Here is a 21,114-nt window from a genome sequence, read left to right on the forward strand (position 1 = left end):
ATACAACGAGCACCGGGCGTGCTGATCGCCTCGGTCGCAAGGGTGCGGCTGCTCGTCGTGGTCATGGGCCAAGTAAAACAGACGTGAGGTCGCGGCGATCCCGACTGTCCGCATAGCGGACAGTGCTGGATGGTCGGACGCTCGCCTTCCGGTACAGCCGAACAGCTCGACTCGTACGGCTTTGACCTGCGATGACGGGCCGGATTCGGGGGTGCATCCGGTGGCGCCCGCACCGCCGGGGAGCGGAACCTCGCCCCCCGGTTGTGTTCAAGGCCACCCCTGCGCGGCCGGGGCGCCGGCCGCCCGGGCGGGGGCCGGGGCCGCACGCGGGCGGGCGTTCCGTCCGTAATACCCTCGACTCATGCTTGACGCCCTGACGGTCGCGGTCGCCGTGACCGCGCTCGCCCTCGCCGCCTGGTGCGGACATGCCGCCTACCGGGACCAGCCGACGAAGGACTGGCATTTCATCGGGATGGCGGTCGTCTCCGTGCTGGCGCTGGCCCAGTTGGTGGTGGGCGTCGTGCAGCTGGCGCGCGGGGAGCGGCCGGAGCAGGGGATGGCGGTGTTCATCGCCTATCTGATCGGTTCGTTCGCCGCCGTGCCCGCGGCCGGATTCCTGTCGTTGACCGAGCGGACCCGCTGGGGCTCGGTCACGGTGGCGGCGGGCGCGGTGGTGCTGGCGGTTCTGGAGGTCCGGCTCTATGACATCTGGGGAAACTGACGTGAGCGACACCGACCGCCCCGAGGTGGCCGCGGACCCGAAGCCGGCGTTCGAGCTGGGCACCGGGCCCGGGCGGGTCCTGGTCTGGTTCTACGGGGTGTTCACGGTCGCGGCGGCCTCGCGCTCGATCGTCCAGATGATCGTGGACTTCGACCGGGCGCCGCTGGCGTACGTGCTCTCGGCCGTGGCGGCCGTGGTGTACGGCTTCATCACGTACTCGCTGGTGCGCGGCGGGGAGAAGGCCCGCCGCGCGGCGCTGGTGTGCTGCGCGGCGGAGCTGCTGGGCGTGCTGGTCGTCGGCGCGTGGACGCTGGCCGAGCCGACCGCGTTCCCGGACGCGACGGTGTGGTCGGACTTCGGAATGGGGTACCTCTTCATCCCGGTGATCCTGCCGGTCACCGGGATGCTCTGGCTGCGCCGCGCGAAGACGGTGACGATCTGAGGCTTGCGGCTTCGCCCGCCCCGATCCCGCCCGGCCTCGCGCGGCGCCCCTCAGGCGCTGGCCACGAAGTCCCGCTCGGCGGCGTCCTTCTCCAGCAGGACCATCTGTACGCCGTCGGCCCCGGTGACGGCCCCGACCTGGGCGTATCCGGCCTTCCGGTAGAGCCGCAGATTGCTCTCGCTGCGGTGGCCGCTGTGCAGCCGGAAGCGGGTCGCCGACCGCTCGGCGGTCAGGGCCGACTCGGCGGCCAGCAGCAGCCGGGCTCCGAGGCCGTGGCCCTGGAGCCGGGGGTGGACGCAGAGCTTCCCGATCAGACCCGTGCCGTCGGGATCGGTGAATCCCCGGACCGCGCCGACGACTTCGTCCCCGAGCCGGGCCACGAACACCAGGTCGTCGGCGACTTCCGCGCGCAGTGAGTCGAGGCTCTGGACGAGCGGGTCGATCCGGTAGTTGTCGTACAGCTCGGCCTCGCGCTGGAAGCAGAGGTACTGAAGTCTGAAGATCTGCTCGACGTCCTGTGCCGTCGCCGCCGAGATGGTCACGCTCATGCCCATGTGTGCACGCCTCCCGCTCACCTGTCCGCCGGTTGCCTACCGCTCCCTATCCCCGCACGGATGGGGCGACAACCTCCGCAGCCAGCATTCTGCGCAGACATCCAAGGCAACGGGAACGGATCGGACCCAAACTCCCCTGTGACATACCCAACTCCCCTGCGATTTCCCGGTAGGTCGGGTCGCCGGGGTCGAGTAACGCCTCCAGCAGCCGGGGGCAGCGTCCGGGCAGCCTGGCCATCGCGGAGCGCAGCGCCCGGCGTTCGGCGGCCCCGAGCGCGGCGCGTTCCGGGCAGTCGGCCGGCCCGGCGACGGGTTCCGTTCCGGCGTACGGGCGTTCCCGCCGGGCCGTGCGGCGGGCGCGGCGGGCCTCGGCCCGTACGGTGTCGCGGACCCAGCGGGCGGCGTCGGCGGGCGGTCCGGCGGCGGCCGGGCGCTCCAGGAGCCGCACCCAGACGCCCTGTTCGAGATCGGCGGGATCGACCCCGGCCGCCGGGGCCTCGGCCCTCGCCTCCGCGCGCACCAGGGGTTGCAGGGCGCGGACGACGAGAGCGGTGGAGGAGGCGGGACCGCGGTCATGGTCGAGAAGCGTCATGCCCCGGCGGACGTGCCGGTGGGGGCGGCCGGTTGCTCCGGTCGCGCCGCACCACCCGACCGGGGCATGCGGGGGCGTACGGCTGACGGCGCGCCTCGCGTACGGGAGGCGCGCCGCCCCGTACCCCGTCAGCGTCCCGCGTGGTCCGCCGCGGCGAGCAGCGCCGTGTCCGGATGGTCGGCGAAGATGCCGTCGATGCCGGTGGCGAAGTAGGCCGCGCAGGCGCCGAACACGTCCCCGTAGGCGTTGGGGTCGGTGCCGCGCCGGAAGTCGGCGGGCAGGAAGCTGTTCTCGTTGCGCATCGTGTACGGGTGCAGGAGCAGGCCCCTGGCATGCGCGTCCCGCACCAGCGTCGTCGGGGTGGTGAGCCGCCCCGAGGCGTCCTTGGGGATGATCAGGTCGAGGGTGGGGCCGATGCCCTGGGCGAAGGAGGCCAGCCACTTCAGCCCGGAGGGCTTCACCAGATCCGCGACCGTGCGCGGGTCGCCCGACTCGACGAAGTCCCAGGGGCGCGACTTCGGGCCGGACAGCAGCACGATGCGCGGGGTGTCGACGAGGCGCGCGAGGCGCTGGACCGAGGTCGGCTCGAAGGACTGGAGGATGAGCGCGGAGTTCTTGCCGTCACGGCCGTACCGGCGCAGCAGCCGGGCGAGCGGCTCCTCCGGGCCGAGGCCGAGCTTGCGGAAGTAGGTGGGGTGCTTGGTCTCGACGTACAGCCAGACGGGCGCACCGCGCTTGCGGCCCTCCTTGTCGGCCCAGCGCAGGACCTCCTCGAAGGTGGGGATCGTCCACCGGCCGTTGTAGAGGGTGTTGTCGGGGCGGTTGCCCGGGATGCGTTCCGTGGCCCGCAGGGTCTTGAGCTCGGCGAGGGTGAAGTCCTCGGTGAACCAGCCGGTGTAGGTGACGCCGTCGATGCTCTTGGTGGCCTTGCGGTCGGCGAACTCGGGGTGGTCGGCGACGTCGGTGGTGCCGGTGATGTCGTTCTCGTGACGGCAGACGAGGTGGCCGTCCTTGGTCGGCACGAGGTCCTGCTCGACGATGTGGGCGCCCATGTCGAGGGCCAGCTGGTAGGAGCCGAGGGTGTGCTCGGGGCGGTAGCCGCTGGCCCCGCGGTGGCCGATCACCGTCGGCACGGGCAGATCGCGCAGCGACCCGTGGCCGCCCCCGCCGTGGCCACGGCCCCGCTCGGCGGCCTGGGCGGCGGCGGGCAGGCCGAGGGCCGCGGTGCCGAGGACCGCGGCGCCCAGCAGGGCCCGTCGGCCGGGGGTCTTCCACGCACGCTCCGTCATGAATGCTCCTCGCTTGGTGATGTCCGGGACCGGTCGAGCGAGGCCCGATCGTAGGCTGGGAGACGTAACCGAGGACGGACCTTCGGCCAACGTGGCGGAAACACATGTCAACACCGCGTATCCGCTCCGTGAACCCGATGTGCGATCAGCGCATACCCGCGAGTATCGTCCTCACCTGCACCGACCATCATCCGTCGGCACCGGCCACCGCCCGGGGGACCCGTTCCCCCGCGGCCGGCCCGGCCACGACACCGGAGGAACCGTTGTCCCGTCTCACGGTCATCAAGGCAGTGCTCGGACCGATTCTGCGCCTGATGTTCCGCCCCCAGGTGGAGGGCGCCGAGAACATTCCCGGGACCGGTCCGGTGATCCTCGCGGGCAACCACCTGACGTTCATCGACTCGATGGTCATGCCGATCTGCGTCGACCGGCCGGTGTTCTACATCGGCAAGGACGAGTACGTCACGGGCAAGGGGCTCAAGGGCCGGCTGATGGCCTGGTTCTTCACCGGCTGCGGCATGATCCCGGTGGACCGGGACGGCGGCCGGGGCGGCGTCGCGGCGCTGATGACGGGCCGCCGGGTGCTGGAGGAGGGGCAGGCCTTCGCGATCTACCCCGAGGGCACCCGCTCCCCCGACGGCCGGCTCTACCGGGGCCGTACGGGCATCGCGCGGCTGACGCTGATGACGGGCGCGCCGGTGATCCCGTTCGCGATGATCGGGACGGACAAGCTCCAGCCGGGCGGCGCGGGCCTGCCCCGGCCGGGCAAGGTCACGGTGCGCTTCGGTGAGCCGATGGAGTTCTCGCGGTACGAGGGCATGGACCGCGACCGCTATGTGCTGCGGGCGGTTACGGACTCGGTGATGGCCGAGGTGATGCGGCTGTCCGGCCAGGAGTACGTGGACATGTACGCGACGAAGGCGAAGGCGGCCTGATTCCGCGGGCCGCGCGGACCCGGAGAGGGCCCGCACCCCACTCCGGGGTGTGGGCCCTTCGTCGTACGCCTACGGGTGCTCGATGCCGTCCTCCAGCTTCTGGCCCCGCAGCAGGAACCAGGCGGCGACCGCAGCCGCCAGCAGGACCGCCGCGCCGACGCCCGCGGCCGACCGCAGCCCGTCGACGAACGCCTCCTGGGCCGCCGAGACCAGCGGACCCGCCTGGGCGGCGGGCAGCGCCGCGGCCGACTCGACCGCTCCGCCCAGGGACTCGTGGGCGGCCGCCTCGACGCCGGCGGGGACGCCGGCCGGGGTCGGGAAGCCCCGGTAGACGCCGGTGACGATGGAGCCGAGGAGGGCGATGCCGAGGGCCGCGCCCAGTTCGTACGCGGTCTCGGAGACGGCGGACGCGGAGCCCGCCTGCTCCTTCGGGACGCTGGAGAGGATCACGTCGGCGGTGACGGTGAAGGAGAAGCCCGCGCCGACGCCGACGACCAGCAGCATGGCGCCGAGCAGCGGATAGTCGGTGTGCTGGTCGAGCAGGGTCACGCTGCCCAGGGCGAGACCGACCGCGGCCAGGCCGCCCGAGACGACGGAGCGGACCGAGAAGCGGCGGGCGGCGAATCCGGCCAGCAGACCGGCGGTCACCGCGCCGATCGCGGCGGGCAGTTCGGCGAGCCCGGCCTCCAGCGGCCCGCGGCCCTGCACCAGTTGCAGGAACTGGGAGAGGAAGAAGACCAGGCCGGAGAGGCCGAGGATGGTCAGCAGGTCGGCGAGGACCGCACCGGAGAAGCCCCGGTGGTGGAAGAGCCGCATGTCCAGCAGGGGCGCGGGCAGCCGCAGTTGCCTGCGGACGAACCAGGTCAGCGCGGCGACGCCGACGACGGCGGCCACCGCCGAGTCCCAGCTCACTCCGTGCGAGGCCGTCTCCTTGATGGCGTACACGACACCGATCATGCCGACCAGGGAGAGCCCGACGCTGAGCATGTCCCACGGACCGGGGGCCGGGTTCCTGGACTCGGGGATCAGCTTGACGCCGACGACCACGAGGACGGCCATCACGGGCAGGTTGATGAGGAAGACCGAGCCCCACCAGAAATGTTCGAGCAGGAATCCGCCGACGACCGGGCCGACGGCCGCGCCCGCCGACGCCATGGCGCCCCAGATCCCGATGGCGAGGCTGCGCTCGCGCGGGTCGTGGAAGAGGTTGCGGATGAGGGCGAGCGTGGACGGCATCAGGGTGGCGCCCGCGACACCGAGAAGCGCCCGGGCCACGATCATCATCTCGGGCGTGGTGGCGTACGCGTTGAGCACGGAGACCGCGCCGAACGCCACGGCGCCGACCAGCAGCAGCTTCTTGCGGCCGATGCGGTCGCCGAGGCTGCCCATCGAGACGAGCAGGCCGGCGATGACGAAGGAGTAGACGTCACCGATCCAGAGCAGCTGGGTCCCGGTGGGCTTCAGGTCCTCGCTGAGGAACGGGGTGGCGAGACCGAGAACGGTGGCATCCACGGCCACCAGCAGGACGGCGAGGACGAGGACGGCGAGCGCGATCCACCGCCCTGGACGGCGTACCTCGTCCGTGGTGTCCGGGTTCTTCTCGGTGCTGATCATTGCTCCACGCTCCGGCGTGCTCCGCCGAGCAGCAGCTCGACGATCATGTACTGGAAATCCTGTGCGGCGACCCGGCCCGCCTGGATGGACCAGGCTCCGGTGCCGACGAGCCCGTAGAGGGCCTCGGTCAGCCAGGCGGGGGTGAGGTCGATACGGAACTCGCCGCGTTCCTGGCCCCGGCGGAAGAAGGCGGAGACCCTGGCGTCGGCCCGGTTCCAGCCCTCGTTGACCTCGTCACCCTCGAAGAGCTGGTTCTCGTTGACGAGGAAGGACATCAGCCCGGCGCTGGGCTCGACGGCCGCGATGAGACGGCGCAGCCCCTCCTCCGAGGTGCCCTCGTCGAGCCGGGCGGCGTCCAGGGCCGCCTCGAACTCCTGGAGACCGAGGTTCTCCAGCGCCTTCACCAGGGCGTCGCGCCCGGCGAAGTGGCGGTGGAGGGTGGCCCGGCCGATGCCCGCCGCCTTGGCGACCTCGTCCATGGTGGCGGTCGATTTGCGGGTCAGCAGAGCGGCGGCGCTGCGCAGCACCTGCTCACGGTCGAGTGTCATGAGACGATCATAACCCATGTGAGACATTTACGTCTCATCGAAGGGTCTGCGGGCTCACAGCGAGGCGGGGAGGCGGCGAGGCAGTGAGGCGGCGAGATGGCGGGCCGGACCCGGCCGAGGGAAACGAAAAAGTGGCCGGAGGGAAAACCTCTCCTGGCCACTCTCAACTTATAGCGCATGGGGGGTCTTGCCGCAAGGCCCCCCAAATGCCGCAGAATCGTCCGCCGTAGCCGGGACGGGGGCGCCGTCCCCGTAAGTACCGCAGATCGGAACTGACGACGTGACACCTCTGACCACCAGCGCGTTCGACCTCCCCGACCGGCTCTCCCCCAAGGCCGATCCGGTGCTGATCGCCGACGACGAGCAGCACTTCGCGGCCATCGCCCACTGCCTGGAACAGTCGGTCGCCGAGCTGACCGAACGGCTCGCGGCCGAGCGCCGCGCGCCCGGCGGGGCGAGCCGGGCCGCGATGGACCGGGACGTGGAGATCCACCGGCTGACCGCCCGGCTGCGCACCCTGTCCCGGTTCGGCCTCGACCTGTGCCTCGGGCGCATGGTCCCCGCCGACGGCTCCGGCCCGCTGTACGTGGGACGGCTCGGCCTCACCGACAGCACGGGCCGCCGGCTGCTGGTCGACTGGCGCTCCCCCGCCGCCGAGCCGTTCTTCGGAGCCACCCACGGCGACCCGATGGGCCTGGTGAGCCGCCGCCGCTACCGGTGGACCGGCGGCCGGGTCGGCGACTACTGGGACGAGGTGTTCGCCCCGGAGGGGCTGGCCGGGCATGCCGCGCTGGACGACCGGTCCGCGTTCATCGCCACTCTGGGCTCCACCCGGTCGGCCCGGATGCGCGATGTGCTGGGCACCATCCAGGCCGACCAGGACGCCGTCATCCGGGCGGGTTCCCGGGGCGCGCTCGTCGTCGACGGCGGGCCCGGCACGGGGAAGACCGTCGTCGCCCTGCACCGCTCCGCGTATCTGCTGTACGCCGACCCGCGCCTCGGCCACCGTCGCGGCGGGGTGCTGTTCGTCGGGCCCAACGAGCCCTACCTCGGGTACGTCGCCGATGTCCTGCCGAGCCTCGGGGAGGAGGGGGTCCGGACGTGCACCCTGCGGGACCTCGTCGCCGAGGGGGCGGCGGCGGTGCCCGAGACCGATCCCGAGGTGGCACGGCTGAAGGCGTCGGCGGAGCTGGTGAAGGCGGTCGAGCCGGCCGTCCGGTTCTACGAGGAGCCGCCCGCCGAGGGCGTACGGGTGGAGACGCACTGGTCGGACATCTGGCTGAGTGCCGCCGACTGGGCCTCGGCGTTCAGGGCATCGGATCCGGGCACGCCGCACAACGAGGCGCGCGACCAGGTCTGGGAGGAGCTGCTCACGATCCTGGTGGACAAGCACGACGGCGACGCCCCGGCGGAGGGACTGCGCGCCTCACTGCGGCAGAACCGGGAGCTGTTCGCCCGCTTCGACCGCGCCTGGCCGCTGATCGAAGCAGCCGACCTGGTCGGCGACCTCTGGTCCGTACCCGCGTATCTGCGCACGTGCGCCCCCTGGCTGACCGCCGACGAGGTCCGGCGGCTGCGGCGGGCGGACGCGCGGGCCTGGACGGAGTCCGACCTGCCGATCCTGGACGCGGCACGGCAGCGGCTCGGCGATCCGGAGGCGTCCCGGCGCCGGCGCCGCCACGAGGCGCCGGCGCCGCCACGAGGCGGCGGCCGCCGCCGAGCGGGAGCGGATGGACCGGGTCGTGGAGAGTCTGCTCGCCGACGAGACACTGGCCGACGCGGACGCGGACGGCGAGGGTGCGCTGGTGATGCTGCGCGGGGATGACCTGCGGGAGTCCCTGGCCACCGCCGACCGGCCGAGCGGGGTGGAACCGGATGTGCTGGCCGGACCGTTCGCGCACATCGTCGTGGACGAGGCCCAGGAACTGACCGACGCCCAGTGGCAGATGCTGATCCGGCGCTGCCCGTCCCGCAGCTTCACCGTCGTCGGGGACCGTGCACAGGCCCGGAACGGGTTCCCCGAGACCTGGCGGGAGCGGCTTGAGCGGGTCGGTCTCGACCGGATCGCCCTGGCCTCGCTGACCGTCAACTACCGCACGCCGGAGGAGATCATGGCGGAGGCGGCGCCGGTGATCCGGGCCGCCCTCCCGGACGCCAATGTGCCGGTCTCCGTCCGTGGCAGCGGTATCCCGGTCGCCCACGGCCGCGCCGAGGACCTGGACACGGTCGTGGGCGAGTGGCTCGCCGCGCACGAGGACGGAACCGCCTGTGTCATCGGGGCCCCGGATTTCCGGGCGACGGCCCGGGTGCGGTCGCTGCCCCCGGAGCTGTCGAAGGGTCTGGAGTTCGACCTGGTCGTGCTCGTCGGACCGGAGACGTTCGGCGATGGCCTCCGGGGAGCCGTCGACCGGTATGTGGCGATGACCCGGGCGACCCGGGAACTCGTGATCCTGAACCGATCCTGAGGCCGCCCGGCCGGGTGGGCTTCCTGAGGCCGCCCGGCCGGGTGGGCTTCCTGCGGCCGCCCGGCCGGGTGGGCTTCCTGCGGCCGCCCGGCCGGGTGGGCGGGGTGGCGGGGCAGGCCGCCCGGCCGGTCCGGCGTCAGTGCCAGGGCAGTCCGGCGCGGTGCCGCCAGTACGCCTCCGGCTCCTCGACCAGGGCGTCGAGGCTCGCCCGCTGCTCGTCGTCCAGGTCGACGACGGCGGCGTGCAGATTGCCGGAGAGCTGGCCGACCGTGGCGGCGCCGGAGAGCACGACGCCCGCCCAGGGCTGGTGCAGGACGAGCGCGAGGGCGACCGCGTCGCCGCCCACGCCCGCGTCGGCGGCGATCTCCTGGAACACGGCCGGGGCCTCGTCCCCGGCGAGCCGCCCGTTCGCCATGCCCTCCTTGACGATCACGGTGAGCCCGGCGTCGTGGGCCTCGGCGAGCGCGGGGGCGGCCGAGGTCTCCAGGGCGTTGTAGGTGGCCTGGACGGTGCGGAAGAGGGGTTCGCCGTCGACCGTGACGGCGAGGGCGGCCCGGATCGCGTCGGCCTGGGCGGGCCCGCTGGTGGAGAGGCCGACGGTGACGCCGTCGGCGGCCAGGGCGGCGAGCCGGTCCAGCAGCTCCTTGTCGGTGAGCGCCGGGCTGTCCGGGGTGACGGAGTGGACCTGGTAGAGGCTGAGCCGGTCGCCGAGGAGGTCGCGGGTCTCGGCGTACTGGCGCTCGAAGGTGGCGAGGCTGTGGTCCTTGACCTCGTGCTCCTCGGCCTCGACGCTCCAGTCGGCGGTGTAGGTGTAGCCCCATTTGGAGCCGACGACGAGGTCGGTGAACGAGGGCCGCGCGTCCAGCCACTCGGCGAGGAACTCCTCGGCACGGCCGTAGGAGCGGGCGGTGTCGACGTACCGCACCCCCTGCGCGTAGGCGGCGTCCAGGAGTTCGTGGGTGCGGGCGCGCAGGGCGTCGGGGTCGCGGTCGGCGGGCAGGTCGCGGTCCCGGTGGAGGTTGATGTAGCCGGGCCTCCCGACGGCGGCCAGGCCGAGTCCGATGTGGGCGGTCGGGGTCGTCGCGGCGGCCAGGGCGGCGAAGGGCATCGCGGGCTCCTCGGGGTCGGGTTTCGGTTACTCCTACCCCGGTGAACGTAGCTCGCGACACCCTTCGTGGACCTCTTACGACACCGCCACCACCTGCGCCGGCCGGACCACGCTCCGCTCTACTGGCGGGCGGTCGCCCAGGCGTGCTGGGCGGCCAGGTCCTCCTTCACCTCGGCGAGCTGTACGGCGACGGCGGAGGGTGCGGTGCCGCCCCGGCCGTCGCGGGAGGCGAGGGCGCCCCGCACGTTGAGGACCGTGCGGACCTCGGGGGTGAGGTGCTCGGAGATCGTGGCGAACTGCTCGTCGGTGAGCTGGTCCAGTTCGATGCCGTGCTGCTCGCACTCCTTGACGCAGGCGCCGGCCACCTCGTGCGCCACCCGGAAGGGGACGCCCTGCTTGACCAGCCACTCCGCGATGTCGGTCGCGAGCGAGAAGCCCGCCGGGGCCAGCTCCTCCATGCGCTCGCGGTTGACGGTGAGGGTGGCCATCATGCCGGTGAAGGCGGGCAGCAGGACTTCCAGCTGGTCGCAGGAGTCGAAGACGGGCTCCTTGTCCTCCTGGAGGTCCCGGTTGTACGCGAGCGGGAGGGCCTTGAGCGTGGCGAGGAGGCCGGTCAGATTGCCGATGAGGCGGCCGGACTTGCCCCGGGCCAGCTCCGCGATGTCCGGGTTCTTCTTCTGCGGCATGATCGAGGAGCCGGTGGAGAAGGCGTCGTGGAGGGTGACGAAGGAGAACTCCTTCGTGTTCCAGATGATGACCTCCTCCGCGATCCGGGAGAGGTTGACGCCGATCATCGCGGTGATGAAGGCGAACTCGGCGACGAAGTCCCGCGAGGCGGTGCCGTCGATGGAGTTGGCGACCGAACCGTGCTCGAAGCCGAGGTCGGCGGCGACCGCCTGCGGGTCGAGCCCGAGCGAGGATCCGGCGAGCGCCCCGGAGCCGTACGGGGAGACGGCGGTGCGCTCGTCCCACTGGCGCAGCCGTTCGGCGTCCCGGGACAGGGACTGGACGTGGGCGAGCACGTGGTGGGCGAAGAGGACGGGCTGGGCGTGCTGGAGGTGGGTCCGGCCCGGCATGGCGACGTCCGCGTTGGCCTCGGCGAGACCGACCAGCGCGCTCTGGAGGTCGGCGATGAGGCCGCCGATGGTCCGGGCGTGGTCGCGCAGGTACATCCGGAAGAGCGTGGCGATCTGGTCGTTCCGGGACCGGCCGGCCCGGAGCTTGCCGCCGAGGTCGGGGCCGAGTCGCTCCAGGAGTCCGCGCTCCAGGGCGGTGTGGACGTCCTCGTCGGCGATGGTGCCGGTGAAGGAGCCGTCGGCGACGTCGGCTTCGAGCTGGTCGAGCCCGGCGAGCATCCGGGTCAGCTCGTCCTCGGTGAGCAGGCCCGCCTGGTTCAGGACCCGGGCGTGGGCACGGGAGCCGGCGATGTCGTACGGGGCGAGCCGCCAGTCGAAGTGGACGGAGGCGGACAGCTTGGCCAGCGCCTCGGCCGGTCCGTCGGCGAAACGCGCGCCCCAGAGCCGGACGTCACCGTTGTTGCTGCTCACTGCGTGCTCCTCAGTTACGAAGGCCCAGGCAAAGACATAAGCGAAGGCAGGGTGCGGATATGCGGCCGCCTCCCCGCCGCGTGACGACGGGGAGGCGGCTGTACAACGAGAAGGGGTCAGGCGAGGTCGCGCTTGGCCGCGATCTTCGAGGAGAGGCCGAAGATCTCGATGAAGCCCTGCGCCTTGGACTGGTCGAAGGTGTCGCCCGAGTCGTAGGTGGCGAGGTTGAAGTCGTACAGCGACTCCTCGGACTTCCGGCCGGTGACGACGGCCCGGCCGCCATGCAGGGTCATCCGGATGTCACCGGTGACGTGCTGGTTGGCCTCGTTGATGAAGCCGTCCAGGGCCCGCTTCAGCGGGGAGAACCACAGGCCGTCGTAGACCATCTCGCCCCAGCGCTGCTCGACCTGCCGCTTGTAGCGGGCCAGCTCGCGCTCGACGGTGACGTTCTCCAGCTCCTGGTGGGCGGTGATCAGCGCGATCGCGCCGGGCGCCTCGTACACCTCACGGGACTTGATGCCCACGAGCCGGTCCTCGACCATGTCGATCCGGCCGATGCCCTGGGCGCCGGCCCGCTCGTTGAGCTGCTGGATCGCCTGGAGGACGGTGACGGGACGGCCGTCGATGGCTACGGGCACGCCCTCCTTGAAGGAGATGACGACCTCGTCGGCCTCGCGCTGGGTGGCGGGGTTGGAGGTGTACTCGTAGATGTCCTCGATCGGCGCGTTCCAGATGTCCTCCAGGAAGCCCGTCTCGACGGCCCGCCCGAAGACGTTCTGGTCGATGGAGTACGGGGACTTCTTGGTGGTCGCGATCGGGAGGTTCTTCTCCTCGCAGAAGGCGATCGCCTTGTCCCGGGTCATCGCGTAGTCCCGGACCGGGGCGATGCACTTGAGGTCGGGGCCGAGCGCGGAGATGCCGGCCTCGAACCGGACCTGGTCGTTGCCCTTGCCGGTGCAGCCGTGGGCGACGATCCCGGCGTTGTGCTTGCGGGCGGCGGCGACGAGGTGCTTGACGATGGTCGGCCGGGAGAGGGCCGAGACCAGCGGGTAGCGGTCCATGTAGAGGGCGTTGGCCTTGATCGCCGGGAGGCAGTACTCCTCGGCGAACTCGTCCTTGGCGTCCGCGACCTCGGCTTCGACGGCACCGCAGGCGAGCGCGCGCTTGCGGATGACGTCCAGGTCCTCGCCGCCCTGGCCGACGTCCACGGCAACGGCGATGACCTCGGCGCCCGTCTCCTCGGCGATCCAGCCGATGGCGACGGAGGTGTCCAGGCCGCCCGAGTAGGCGAGTACGACGCGCTCGGTCACGGGTTTCTCCTTACGGTGCAATCACTGATGGGTATAACTATGCGGTCCTCCGTATTGTTTGTCAAAGCGGCAAGTCAGAGGAGTGCTCTTGACCGTCCGGCGGGAAAATATCGACGCTTCCGGTCCGGAAGACCCCTGGGGCCAGAGGCGCCCGGCCCGGGGTACCGGTGACGTCCCGCCCGGGTACGCGGCCCGGTCCGGCAGGGGCGGTACGCCGGGGGCGGTCCGCTGGGCCGTACGGAGTACGTGCGGTGGGGCGCCGCCCCCGGCCGCCGTACGGTCCGGAGCATGCGCAGACCACTGGTGACCGCCGCCGTACTCCTCGCCCTGGCCGGCTCCCTCGGGGCCGCGCCCGCCGGCGCCTCCGACGTACCGCCCCTGCCGGACCGGCTGGCGGACACGGGCGGTGGTTCGCAGCTGATCACGGCCGAGGCCCCCGACACCGGCTCGACCACCGGAACGGTCACCTGGTGGGAGCGGCGCGGGGGCCGGTGGGCGGAAGCGGGGTCCGCGCCCGCGCGGTTCGGGGCGAACGGGCTGGCCGAGGGGGCGACCCGGGAACAGGGCACCAGCACCACACCGACCGGGCTGTACGAGCTGCCGTACGCCTTCGGCATCGAGGACGCCCCGGCGGGGACGACGTATCCGTACCGGAAGGTGAACGAGGACTCCTGGTGGTGCCAGGACAACGAGTCGGTGGCGTACAACCGCTGGGTGGAACCGCGGCCCTCGCACTGCCGGGCGGCGGAGGCCGAGCACCTGATCTCCTACGGCACGCAGTACGCGCGGGCGCTGGTGATCGGCTTCAACTACGAGCAGCCGGTGCTGGGCCGGGGCGCGGGGATCTTCCTGCATGTGAACGGGCGTGGGGCGACGGCGGGTTGTGTGTCCGTGCCCGCCGACGCCATGGCGGAGATCCTGGCGTGGGCGGACCCCGAGCGCGAACCGCACATCGCGGTCGGGACCGCCTCGGGCCCGACCGCGATCACGCGCTACTAGGCAGTGTCTTTCCGATCATCGGATCGTTGGTCTGGTCGTGAGGGATGGGGAGATTTCTGATGCTGCCTGGGCGGTGATGGGGCCGTTGTTGCCGCCTGCGGGTCGGGCTCGTGGCCGGTGGCGGGATCACCGCCAGGTGCTTGAGGGCATCGTGTTCAAGTTCCGTACCGGTCTGCCCTGGAGGGACCTGCCCGACCGGTTCGGGCCCTGGCAGACCGTGCACGGACGGTTCGCCCGCTGGGCGGCCGACGGCACCTTCGACCGCCTGCTGGCCGCCGCTCAGGGCCGGGCGGAGGTGGACTGGCTGGTCGCGATCGACTCCACGATCGTGCGGGCCCACCAGCACGCGGCCGCCAAAGGGGGCTCGAAGAGCGCGGGCTGGGACGCTCCCGCGGCGGGCTGACCAGCAAGATCCACCTGGCCTGCGACGGCGCGGGCAGACCGCTGGCCTTCCTGGTCACCGGAGGCAACCGCAACGACTGCACCCAGGCCGAAGCCGTCATCGGCCGCATCCGCGTGGCCGGTCCGGGAGCAGGACGACCCCGGACCCGGCCCGACCACGTGGTCGCCGACAAGGGTTACTCCGCCCGCGCCTTCCGGGCCTACCTGCGACGGCGCGGGATCAAGGCCACGATCCCCGAACGCACCGACCAGCTCGCCGGCCGCAGACGGCGCCGGGAACGGCCCTGCGGATTCGACCGGGCTACCTACCGGCGACGCAACGTCGTCGAACGCTGCTTCCACCGCCTCAAACAATGGCGCGGCATCGCCACCCGCTACGACAAACGCCCCGACCGCTACCTCGCCGCCATCACCCTCGCCAGCACCCTCATCTGGCTCGATCAATGATCGACAAGACGCTACCTAGGTCCTGTCGTCAAACTGCCGTCTGCCGCGCGACGCCCGGCACGCACGCTCGCGGCGTTGCCCAAATGCCCTGGTAGCTCCGCTACAAGACCATTCAGGCGCCTTGCGATCGCACGCACCGGACGCCGCGCGGCCGCCCTCCGGGCGACGACGGCAGTTTGACGACAGGACCTAGGAGAAAAGCTCAGCGGTCGTTCTGAGCGAGCCTCAGCAGATGGTCGGCGAGCGCCTGACCGCCGTTCGGGTCGCGGCTGATGAGCATCAGCGTGTCGTCGCCCGCGATCGTGCCGAGGATGTCGTGCAGTTCGGCCTGGTCGATGGCCGAGGCGAGGAACTGGGCCGCTCCCGGTGGCGTACGGAGCACCACCAGGTTGGCCGAGGCCTCGGCCGAGATGAGCAGTTCGGCCGAGAGCCTGCGCATCCGCTCCTCCTTGGCCGAGCCGCCCAGCGGGGCCTGCGGGGTGCGGAATCCGCCTTCGCTGGGCACCGCGTAGATCAGCTCACCGCCGGTGTTGCGGATCTTCACCGCGCCCAGCTCGTCCAGGTCACGCGAGAGCGTCGCCTGGGTGACGCTCAGCCCGTCGTCGGCGAGGAGCCTGGCCAGCTGGCTCTGCGAGCGGACCGGCTGCCGGTTCAGGATGTCCACGATCCGGCGGTGGCGGGCGGTGCGGGTCTGCGGCACGGACGGCCCGCCGTGCTCGGATTCCTGCGCCTCGGTCATCGTCGTCGCCTCATTCTCCGGAGGGTCATGCTCCGGATCGTCCGTCCCCGTATGCCGCGTCGAGAGCGCTCGGCAGGATCTCCAGGAACGCGTCCACCTCCGCGTCACCGATGATCAGCGGCGGCATGAGCCGCACGACATCGGGGGCGGGCGCGTTCACCAGGAGGCCGGCTCCCTGGGCCGCCTGCTGCACCTGCGGTGCGAGGGGTCCGGTGAGCACGATACCCAGCAGCAGGCCACTGCCGCGGACATGGGATACCAGCGGGTGCCCCAGTGCCTCCACGCCGTCGCGGATCTTCTCGCCGAGCCGCTTGACGTTGTCGAGCGTGCCGTCGGCCGCAAGGGTGTCCAGGACGGCGAGTCCGGCGGCGCAGGCGACCGGGTTGCCGCCGAACGTCGTGCCGTGGTGACCCGGCTTCAGCAGGTCGGCCGCCGGGCCGAAGGCGACCGTCGCGCCGATCGGCAGACCGCCGCCGAGCGCCTTGGCGAGCGTGACGACGTCCGGCTCGACGCTCTGGTGGGCCTGGTGCTCGAACCACTGGCCGCAGCGCCCGATGCCGGTCTGCACCTCGTCGAGGACGAGCAGCGTCCCGGTCGCCCGGGTGATCTCCCGGGCGGCCTCCAGGTAGCCCTTGGGCGGGACGACGACGCCGTTCTCGCCCTGGACGGGTTCGATGATGACCAGCGCGGTGTCGGTGGTGACGGCCGCGCGCAGGGCGTCCACGTCCCCGTACGGGACATGGGTGACATCTCCGGGCAGCGGCCGGAACGGCTCCTGCTTCGCCGGCTGGCCGGTCAGTGCGAGTGCGCCCATCGTCCGGCCGTGGAAGCCGCCGTCGGTCGCGACCATGTGGGGGCGCCCGGTGAGCCGCCCGATCTTGAAGGCGGCCTCGTTGGCCTCCGCGCCCGAGTTGGAGAAGAAGACCCGGCCCTGGCGGCCGAAGAGCTGGAGCAGCCGCTCCGCGAGGGCGACCGGCGGCTCGGCGATGAACAGGTTCGACACATGGCCGAGGGAGGCGATCTGGGTGGAGACGGCCTCGACGACGGCGGGGTGGGCGTGGCCGAGGCTGTTGACCGCGATGCCGCCGACGAAGTCGAGGTAGCGGGTGCCGTTCTCGTCCCAGACGTGGGCGCCCTGGCCGCGGACGAGCGACAGGCGGGGGGTGCCGTAGTTGTCCATCAGCGCGCCCTGCCACCGCGCGGCGAGTCCGCTCGTGGTTGCGGTGCCGGTGCCGGTGCCGGTTGTCATGATTCCCCCAGTTCAGGACCGGTGTGTGCGTTGCCCCGGTGTACGTCGACGGGGGCGTCCGGCACGACCATGGTGCCGATGCCCTCGTCGGTGAAGATCTCCAGCAGGATCGAGTGCTGGACGCGCCCGTCGATGACGCGGGCGGTCTCGACGCCGTTGCGTACGGCGTGGAGGCAGCCCTGCATCTTGGGGACCATGCCGCTGGACAGCTCGGGCAGCAGCTTCTCCAGCTCGCTCGCGGTGAGCCGGCTGATGACGTCGTCGCTGTGGGGCCAGTCCTCGTACAGCCCCTCGACGTCGGTGAGGACCATCAGCGTCTCGGCGTTCAGGGCGGCGGCGAGCGCGGCGGCCGCGGTGTCGGCGTTGACGTTGTAGACGTGGTGGTCGTCGGCGGAGCGGGCGATGGAGGAGATGACCGGGATGCGGCCGTCGTCCAGGAGCGCCTGGATGGCCCCGGTGTCGATGGCGGTGATCTCGCCGACCCGGCCGATGTCGACGGATTCGCCGTCGATGGTGGGCCGGTGCTGGGTGGCGGTGATGGTGTGGGCGTCCTCGCCGGTCATGCCGACGGCGAGGGGGCCGTGCTGGTTGAGGAGGCCGACGAGCTCACGCTGGACCTGGCCGGCGAGCACCATCCGGACGACGTCCATCGCCTCGGGGGTGGTGACACGCAGCCCGGCCTTGAACTCGCTGACCAGGCCCTGTTTGTCGAGCTGGGCGCTGATCTGGGGGCCGCCGCCGTGCACGACGACGGGCTTGAGGCCGGCGTGCCGCAGGAAGACGACGTCCTGGGCGAAGGCGGCCTTCAGCTCCTCGTCGATCATGGCGTTGCCGCCGAACTTGATGACGACGGTCTTGCCGTTGTGCCGGGTCAGCCAGGGCAGCGCCTCGATGAGGGTCTGCGCCTTCGGGAGTGCGGTGTGCTTCCGCGCGGCGCTCATGAGCTGTACGCGCTGTTCTCGTGGACGTAGTCCGCGGTGAGGTCGTTGGCCCAGATGACGGCGGACTCGGTGCCCGCGGCGAGGTCGGCGGTGATCTTGACCTCCCGGTAGCGCATGTCGACGAGGTCGCGGTCCTCGCCCACTCCCCCGTTCTTGCAGACCCAGACGTCGTTGATGGCGACGTTGAGCTGGTCCGGCTCGAAGGCGGCCTTCGTGGTGCCGATGGCGGAGAGGACGCGGCCCCAGTTGGGGTCCTCGCCGTGGATGGCGCACTTGAGGAGGTTGTTGCGGGCGATGGACCGGCCGACCTCGACGGCGTCGTCCTCGGTGGCCGCGTTGATCACCTCGATCCGGATGTCCTTGGAGGCGCCCTCGGCGTCGCCGATGAGCTGCCGGGCGAGGTCGGCGCAGACGGCCCGGACGGCCTCGGCGAACGCGTCCTGCTCCGGGGTGACGCCGCTGGCGCCGGAGGCGAGGAGCAGCACGGTGTCGTTGGTGGACATGCAGCCGTCGGAGTCGACCCGGTCGAAGGTGGTCCGGGTGGCGTCGCGGAGTGCGGCGTCCAACCGGGGGGCTTCCACATCGGCGTCGGTGGTGAGGACGACGAGCATCGTGGCGAGGCCCGGGGCGAGCATGCCGGCGCCCTTGGCCATGCCGCCGACGGTCCAGCCCTCGCCGCCCGCGACGGCGGTCTTGTGGACGGTGTCGGTGGTCTTGATGGCGATGGCGGCCTTCTCGCCGCCGTGCTCGCTGAGGGCGGCCGCGGCCTGCTCGATGCCGGGGAGGAGCTTGTCCATGGGGAGCAGGACGCCGATGAGCCCGGTGGAGGCGACGGCGATCTCGCCCGCGCTGTGACCGTCCAGCACCTCGGCGGCCTTCTCGGCGGTGGCGTGCGTGTCCTGGAAGCCCTTGGGTCCCGTACAGGCGTTGGCGCCACCGGAGTTGAGGACGACGGCGGTGACCTCGCCGCCCTTGAGGACCTGCTCCGACCAGAGGACGGGGGCGGCCTTGACACGGTTGGAGGTGAAGACGCCCGCGGCGGCGCGGCGCGGGCCGTTGTTGACCACGAGGGCCAGGTCCGGGTTGCCGCTCTCCTTGATTCCCGCGGCGATGCCCGCCGCCGAGAACCCTTGTGCTGCCGTGACGCTCACGGTGCGACTCCGATCGTCGAAAGACCTGTGTCCTCGGGGAGCCCGAGGGCGATGTTCATGCTCTGGAGGGCGCCGCCCGCGGTGCCCTTGGCGAGGTTGTCGATGGCGCAGACGACCACGAGGCGCCCGGCGGCCGGGTCGTGCGCGACCTGGATCTGCACGGCGTTGGAGCCGTACACCGCGGCGGTGGCGGGCCACTGCCCCTCGGGCAGGAGGTCGACGAACGGCTCGTCCGCGAACGCCTTCCCGTAGACCGCGCGCAGGCTTTCCGCGCTCACCCCCGGCCTGGCCTTCGCGCTGCACGTGGCGAGGATGCCGCGGGGCATGGGGGCGAGGGTGGGCGTGAAGGAGACGGTGACCGGCTGCCCGGCGGCGGCGCTGAGGTTCTGGATCATCTCGGGCGTGTGGCGGTGCCCGCCGCCGACGCCGTACGGGGTCATGTTGCCCATGACCTCGGAGCCGAGCAGATGCGGCTTGGCCGCCTTGCCCGCCCCGGAGGTGCCGGACGCGGCCACGATGACGGCCTCGGGCTCGGCGATACCGGCCTCGTACGCGGGGAAGAGGGCGAGCGAGACGGCGGTGGGGTAGCACCCCGGCACGGCGATCCGCTTCACCCCGGCGAGCGCGGCCCGCCCGCCCGGCAGCTCGGGCAGCCCGTAGGGCCAGGTCCCGGCGTGCGGGGACCCGTAGAACGCCTCCCAGTCCCCCGCGTCCTTCAGCCGGAAGTCGGCCCCCATGTCGACGACGAGGACCTCGCCCCCGAGCTGCTCGGCGACGGCGGCGGACTGCCCGTGCGGCAGCGCGAGGAAGACGACGTCGTGCCCGGCGAGCGCCTCGGCGGTGGTGGGCTCCAGCACCCGGTCGGCCAGGGGCCGCAGATGCGGCTGGAGCGAACCGAGCGCCTGCCCGGCGTTGGAGTGCCCGGTGAGAGCGCCGATCTCGACCTCCGGGTGCGCCGACAGCAGACGGAGCAGCTCCCCGCCGGCGTATCCGCTCGCCCCTGCCACTGCTGCTCGTACCACCATCGGTAACCCTCCTGATCGATGGCATGACTATACGCATCGACGCACTTTTATGCAAAATGTTGAGGGGTCGGCAGGGATCCTCATGGGGACTGAGCGGCTGAGTTGGCGCTTCAGCGCTTGAGCCGGCCTCGCGGAGCGTTGTTGTTGGCCGCAGGAGGGCAGGCGAGGCTCACCCCCGGAGCCGCCCGCCCGGGATGCGGCTGAAGCACTGAGTCACACTCATGCACGCCGCACAGATCCTCAGGGAGCGGAGAGCGACTCCCGGAGGGACGGGTAACAGTCCTCAGGGGGACGGGAAGCGGCGAGCGGAGGGCTCTACGGGACGTTGAACCGTACGAGTGCCTCGGCGACCGGGGTGCCACTGCGTCGCGCGTAGGTCAGCCGCTCGCGCACCTCACGCAGCCCCCGGGGCCGGTATCCGGGACCGCCGCAGCAGCTCTTGTGGAAGCCCACGCCCGCGTTCAGCAGCACGGCGAGGGCGCGCCATGCCGCGGTGTCCCGGCGTCGTGGTGCCGCGAAGGCCGAGCCGGCGTGGATCATCGGCCCCGCGCAGTTGGGGCAGGTCCGCTGCCTCGTCCTGTCGTGGGGTTGCTTGTACGACACCCGGCAGGAGAGGCAGACGTACGACGTTTTCCCGTGGCTCATCGGCTCAGCCTAGAGACGGCTGCGGGGCGCGGCCAGCGGTTTCCTCGGGCCACGCGCTCGTCGCGACGGCCCGCCGTTCCGGTTGGTCCGCTCCCGGGTCCGGAGCGCGGAGAGCCGGTGCTCGTCCCCGCTCCGTGGCGCACCGCAGGGCCGGGACACCCCCCGCGAGAGGGCAGTCAGTCGGCCGCGCTGGACCGGCTTGGACCGCAGCGAACGGGCGGTGGGTCGGGGCGGGACGGGGGTGGGGCTCGCCCGCAGGACGTCGGGCGGCAGGATACTGGTCCTGGCAGTCGCCTCACCGGGCGGGCTCGGGCGGTGAGGTCCCATCCTTAACTGATCGTTTCAGAATGCCGCCCGAAGCCGTCGGAGACAGATGATGCTGCAGGCAAGC

General features: G+C 71.9%; 18 protein-coding genes and 2 pseudogenes. 6 read left to right on the forward strand and 14 right to left on the reverse strand.

The window, feature by feature from the left end; all coding sequences use genetic code 11:
* The first annotated feature begins 361 nt into the window (after positions 1-361).
* Complete coding sequence (locus IE145_RS13550; RefSeq protein WP_003970287.1) at positions 362-721, forward strand: hypothetical protein; 360 nt, start codon at positions 362-364, stop codon at positions 719-721.
* A gap of 1 nt (position 722) precedes the next feature.
* A complete protein-coding gene (locus IE145_RS13555) occupies positions 723-1,163 on the forward strand; it encodes a hypothetical protein (RefSeq protein WP_189521238.1) in 441 nt (146 codons plus the stop codon).
* Between the two features lie 50 nt (positions 1,164-1,213).
* On the opposite strand, the gene IE145_RS13560 is transcribed toward IE145_RS13555, so the two are convergent.
* From IE145_RS13560 to IE145_RS13570, 3 genes are all read right to left on the reverse strand, one after another.
* A complete protein-coding gene (locus IE145_RS13560; protein WP_189521240.1) occupies positions 1,214-1,717 on the reverse strand; it encodes a GNAT family N-acetyltransferase in 504 nt (167 codons plus the stop codon).
* A 46-nt stretch (positions 1,718-1,763) separates the two neighbouring features.
* Positions 1,764-2,309, reverse strand: coding sequence for a sigma-70 family RNA polymerase sigma factor (locus tag IE145_RS13565; RefSeq protein ID WP_189521242.1), 546 nt, complete (start codon positions 2,307-2,309; stop codon positions 1,764-1,766).
* Positions 2,310-2,437: 128 nt separating this feature from the next.
* On the reverse strand, positions 2,438-3,598 hold the full coding sequence (locus tag IE145_RS13570; RefSeq protein WP_189521244.1) for a glycerophosphodiester phosphodiesterase: 1,161 nt from the start codon (positions 3,596-3,598) through the stop codon (positions 2,438-2,440).
* 263 nt (positions 3,599-3,861) lie between these two features.
* On the opposite strand from IE145_RS13570, the gene IE145_RS13575 reads away from it, so the two are divergent.
* A complete protein-coding gene (locus IE145_RS13575) occupies positions 3,862-4,533 on the forward strand; it encodes a lysophospholipid acyltransferase family protein (protein WP_006123280.1) in 672 nt (223 codons plus the stop codon).
* Positions 4,534-4,602: 69 nt separating this feature from the next.
* On the opposite strand, the gene IE145_RS13580 is transcribed toward IE145_RS13575, so the two are convergent.
* Positions 4,603-6,147 (reverse strand): MFS transporter, encoded by a 1,545-nt coding sequence (locus IE145_RS13580; RefSeq protein ID WP_189521246.1) that lies wholly within the window; start codon positions 6,145-6,147, stop codon positions 4,603-4,605.
* Positions 6,144-6,695, reverse strand: coding sequence for a TetR/AcrR family transcriptional regulator (locus IE145_RS13585; protein ID WP_189521248.1), 552 nt, complete (start codon positions 6,693-6,695; stop codon positions 6,144-6,146). The genes IE145_RS13580 and IE145_RS13585 overlap by 4 nt, the downstream gene beginning before the upstream one ends.
* Positions 6,696-6,975: 280 nt before the next feature.
* On the opposite strand from IE145_RS13585, the pseudogene helR reads away from it, so the two are divergent.
* A pseudogene (gene helR, locus IE145_RS13590) lies at positions 6,976-9,160 on the forward strand (RNA polymerase recycling motor ATPase HelR).
* Positions 9,161-9,296: 136 nt separating this feature from the next.
* Here the strand turns inward: helR and IE145_RS13595 are convergent.
* From IE145_RS13595 to IE145_RS13605, 3 genes are all read right to left on the reverse strand, one after another.
* A complete protein-coding gene (locus IE145_RS13595) occupies positions 9,297-10,268 on the reverse strand; it encodes an aldo/keto reductase (protein WP_069739861.1) in 972 nt (323 codons plus the stop codon).
* Positions 10,269-10,387: 119 nt separating this feature from the next.
* Positions 10,388-11,815, reverse strand: a complete 1,428-nt coding sequence (gene argH, locus IE145_RS13600) for an argininosuccinate lyase (RefSeq protein WP_189521250.1) — start codon at positions 11,813-11,815, stop codon at positions 10,388-10,390.
* A gap of 116 nt (positions 11,816-11,931) precedes the next feature.
* Positions 11,932-13,125 (reverse strand): argininosuccinate synthase, encoded by a 1,194-nt coding sequence (locus IE145_RS13605; protein ID WP_189521252.1) that lies wholly within the window; start codon positions 13,123-13,125, stop codon positions 11,932-11,934.
* Positions 13,126-13,413: 288 nt separating this feature from the next.
* Between IE145_RS13605 and IE145_RS13610 the strand changes: the two genes are divergently transcribed.
* Together IE145_RS13610 and IE145_RS13615 are read left to right on the forward strand one after the other, a co-directional pair.
* A complete protein-coding gene (locus IE145_RS13610; protein ID WP_189521254.1) occupies positions 13,414-14,124 on the forward strand; it encodes a L,D-transpeptidase family protein in 711 nt (236 codons plus the stop codon).
* A gap of 37 nt (positions 14,125-14,161) precedes the next feature.
* Positions 14,162-14,973 (forward strand): annotated as a pseudogene (locus IE145_RS13615) (IS5 family transposase).
* A 202-nt stretch (positions 14,974-15,175) separates the two neighbouring features.
* On the opposite strand, the gene IE145_RS13620 reads toward IE145_RS13615, so the two are convergent.
* The 6 genes from IE145_RS13620 to IE145_RS13645 all read right to left on the reverse strand — a co-directional run bounded on the left by IE145_RS13620 (position 15,176) and on the right by IE145_RS13645 (position 20,723).
* On the reverse strand, positions 15,176-15,712 hold the full coding sequence (locus IE145_RS13620; protein WP_189521255.1) for an arginine repressor: 537 nt from the start codon (positions 15,710-15,712) through the stop codon (positions 15,176-15,178).
* 25 nt (positions 15,713-15,737) lie between these two features.
* Positions 15,738-16,961, reverse strand: coding sequence for an acetylornithine transaminase (locus tag IE145_RS13625; protein WP_189521256.1), 1,224 nt, complete (start codon positions 16,959-16,961; stop codon positions 15,738-15,740).
* On the reverse strand, positions 16,958-17,902 hold the full coding sequence (gene argB, locus IE145_RS13630; protein WP_189521257.1) for an acetylglutamate kinase: 945 nt from the start codon (positions 17,900-17,902) through the stop codon (positions 16,958-16,960). The genes IE145_RS13625 and argB overlap by 4 nt, the downstream gene beginning before the upstream one ends.
* Entirely contained in the window at positions 17,899-19,053 is a 1,155-nt protein-coding gene (argJ, locus tag IE145_RS13635; RefSeq protein WP_189521258.1) for a bifunctional glutamate N-acetyltransferase/amino-acid acetyltransferase ArgJ, read from the reverse strand. The genes argB and argJ overlap by 4 nt, the downstream gene beginning before the upstream one ends.
* A complete protein-coding gene (gene argC / locus IE145_RS13640; protein WP_189521259.1) occupies positions 19,050-20,078 on the reverse strand; it encodes an N-acetyl-gamma-glutamyl-phosphate reductase in 1,029 nt (342 codons plus the stop codon). Before argC ends, argJ begins: the two co-directional genes overlap by 4 nt.
* Positions 20,079-20,393: 315 nt before the next feature.
* Entirely contained in the window at positions 20,394-20,723 is a 330-nt protein-coding gene (locus tag IE145_RS13645) for a deoxyxylulose-5-phosphate synthase (protein ID WP_189521261.1), read from the reverse strand.
* Positions 20,724-21,114 lie beyond the last annotated feature (391 nt).

Source organism: Streptomyces sindenensis (assembly GCF_014649035.1).
Classification (GTDB): Bacteria; Actinomycetota; Actinomycetes; order Streptomycetales; family Streptomycetaceae; genus Streptomyces; species Streptomyces sindenensis.

Coding starts and splice junctions, on each gene's coding strand:
- argB (WP_189521257.1), bottom strand. CDS start 17,902: ATGAGCGCCGCGCGGAAGCACACCGCACTCCCGAAGGCGCAGACCCTC.
- argC (WP_189521259.1), bottom strand. CDS start 20,078: ATGGTGGTACGAGCAGCAGTGGCAGGGGCGAGCGGATACGCCGGCGGG.
- IE145_RS13595 (WP_069739861.1), bottom strand. CDS start 10,268: ATGCCCTTCGCCGCCCTGGCCGCCGCGACGACCCCGACCGCCCACATC.
- IE145_RS13550 (WP_003970287.1), top strand. CDS start 362: ATGCTTGACGCCCTGACGGTCGCGGTCGCCGTGACCGCGCTCGCCCTC.
- IE145_RS13645 (WP_189521261.1), bottom strand. CDS start 20,723: ATGAGCCACGGGAAAACGTCGTACGTCTGCCTCTCCTGCCGGGTGTCG.
- IE145_RS13560 (WP_189521240.1), bottom strand. CDS start 1,717: ATGGGCATGAGCGTGACCATCTCGGCGGCGACGGCACAGGACGTCGAG.
- IE145_RS13610 (WP_189521254.1), top strand. CDS start 13,414: ATGCGCAGACCACTGGTGACCGCCGCCGTACTCCTCGCCCTGGCCGGC.
- IE145_RS13570 (WP_189521244.1), bottom strand. CDS start 3,598: ATGACGGAGCGTGCGTGGAAGACCCCCGGCCGACGGGCCCTGCTGGGC.
- IE145_RS13625 (WP_189521256.1), bottom strand. CDS start 16,961: ATGACAACCGGCACCGGCACCGGCACCGCAACCACGAGCGGACTCGCC.
- IE145_RS13585 (WP_189521248.1), bottom strand. CDS start 6,695: ATGACACTCGACCGTGAGCAGGTGCTGCGCAGCGCCGCCGCTCTGCTG.
- IE145_RS13580 (WP_189521246.1), bottom strand. CDS start 6,147: ATGATCAGCACCGAGAAGAACCCGGACACCACGGACGAGGTACGCCGT.
- IE145_RS13565 (WP_189521242.1), bottom strand. CDS start 2,309: ATGACGCTTCTCGACCATGACCGCGGTCCCGCCTCCTCCACCGCTCTC.
- IE145_RS13620 (WP_189521255.1), bottom strand. CDS start 15,712: ATGACCGAGGCGCAGGAATCCGAGCACGGCGGGCCGTCCGTGCCGCAG.